Origin of the sequence: Thermoactinomyces daqus, assembly GCF_000763315.1 — a bacterium.
In the GTDB taxonomy this organism is placed as follows: Bacteria; Bacillota; Bacilli; order Thermoactinomycetales; family Thermoactinomycetaceae; genus Thermoactinomyces_A; species Thermoactinomyces_A daqus.
The window spans coordinates 1-1856 of record NZ_JPST01000073.1; the positions used below are offsets into that span (position 1 = coordinate 1).

Below are 1856 nucleotides of genomic sequence, written 5' to 3' on the forward strand. Positions count from 1 at the left end.
CACGCTTGTCAACAACTTTTTTTGTTTTGTTCTCTCGCTTTTTGCAAGATGTTGTCGTATCAGCGACGAAAATAAATATACTACCCTTTTATTTGATTGTCAACACCTCTTTTGAGATTTATTTTATTTCCATCATTTTATGCACATGTAAACCCGGACGGAAACAAAAAACATACTTGCCGTCACTCGGCCGACTTGAACGATCCCTCCCCCCTCGAGCAGTTTGCAGCTCTCCATGTTTGACCGAATCGATCAATGTCTTTCCTCTGCTTTAAAGTACCTAAAAACAACCTGGTGTTTTCTGCTCAAACCAGTGATGAAAAACGCTTTTACCGTTTTCCCATAACTAAAGAATCCGGGCGGCACGTTTATCAACCGTGGAGAACCAGCGGGAAACAAAAAGAGAGGCGCAGGAAATGCAGACAAGGATCGGAACGCCCGGTTTCGGGACACGCTGGCAAGAGCCCGGGTCAAAAAAACCCCCCAACTTTCAACTTTCATGCAGATACCTTGATTTCGACAACATCAGATGATGCAAAGTTCCTTAAAACAGCGCTTCTCCTGTTTACCGGATCTTCCTGTCAGGATGAAGGATTCTGAACCAATCAACCGCTCGTGTATGATAACGGGCATTCTCCAATTCGGAATTAACGACCCAAGTTTCCTTGTACGCTCATAAGTTCCATTCCCGTCAAGGCACATGCATCCTCTAAGGTTTACGACCCACCACAATCCGTACAGGAGGAAAAATAAAATAATGGGGACCGGCAATCTGAACGCCTGTCGCTCCCAACTCTTCAAAAATCGCGGCATATTCATCAACATGCCGGAAATCGAGAATCGCAAAATGTCCTCCCGGCTTGAGCACCCGGAATATTTCCCCGAGCGCTTTGCGACGTTCATCTTTATCGTAAATATTGTGCAGGGCCAGACTGGAAACAATCACATCAAATTCATTGTCCGAAAACGGAATATCCCGCGCATCAGCAGATACGACTTCGACGCGTTCTCTTACTCCTTCTCTTTCGGCATTTTCCAGAGTTACATCAGGATGATTGCCCGATTGATCCTGTTCATTCCAAATATCAATTCCGATTGCCTTACCTCTGTCCAGGCGTTTGGCAGCAGCATTCAGAACGAGTCCTCTCCCGCATCCGATATCGAGCACTTTTTCATCTCCCCGCCAAGGGACGAGATCAAGCAGTTTCTCCCGTTCATAATACTTCCCGACTTTGCTGCTCCAAATCATATAAACGGCTTCAATGAGACAAATCAACCCCAAAAGGAAGGGAATCGTTCCGATCCATCGCCAAGCACCGGCAAAAGCAAAAAAAGTCCCCATACAGAGAAGAAGCAAAACGATGCCGATCAACGCCAAGTTTCGAATGACACCAGGAGCATCTATGCCATAATCCCCTTTTTGATTACCAGTCTTATCCATTCACTTCACCTGCCTGTCGTTTTTTGAATGTTTATGGGTAGTGTAACGGAAACCCGGATGACGCAGCTCAGATGAGCTTCATTTCCATTATACAAATTCGGATAAACACTTTGACACCTGCCTGACCAAAAACGTGTGAATGCTTGATCACCTGCATCCATTTCCCAGCAACAAACTCAAAAGTAACATCGTTTGCTGCATATGACCTGACAGGAACAGAGGAACGAACTTACTGCCGGGGACATTTGCAACGCTTATAAATTCCATTATTCAGGAAACAATCCAGGGATTCAAAAGGATTCCTCCTGGATAACATCATCTTCATCCACAAAGTGAATCAATGTAAGAAGGGATCCCGGCTGACAGAAGCACTCAAAACAGAGGCGCGATGAAGAAAGGATGGAGAAGGAGGATG

1 protein-coding gene is annotated in these 1856 nt (G+C 45.3%); it reads right to left on the reverse strand.

Going from position 1 to position 1856, the window contains the following annotated elements; genetic code table 11:
- Positions 1-709: 709 nt before the first annotated feature.
- The gene (locus JG50_RS0117700; RefSeq protein WP_033102438.1) at positions 710-1441 is read right to left on the reverse strand and encodes a class I SAM-dependent methyltransferase; all 732 of its coding nucleotides are present in this window, start codon (positions 1439-1441) and stop codon (positions 710-712) included.
- Positions 1442-1856: the final 415 nt, after the last annotated feature.

Bases quoted from the DNA above. Each gene is read 5' to 3' on its own strand.
- JG50_RS0117700 (WP_033102438.1), bottom strand. From the start codon at position 1,441: ATGGATAAGACTGGTAATCAAAAAGGGGATTATGGCATAGATGCTCCT.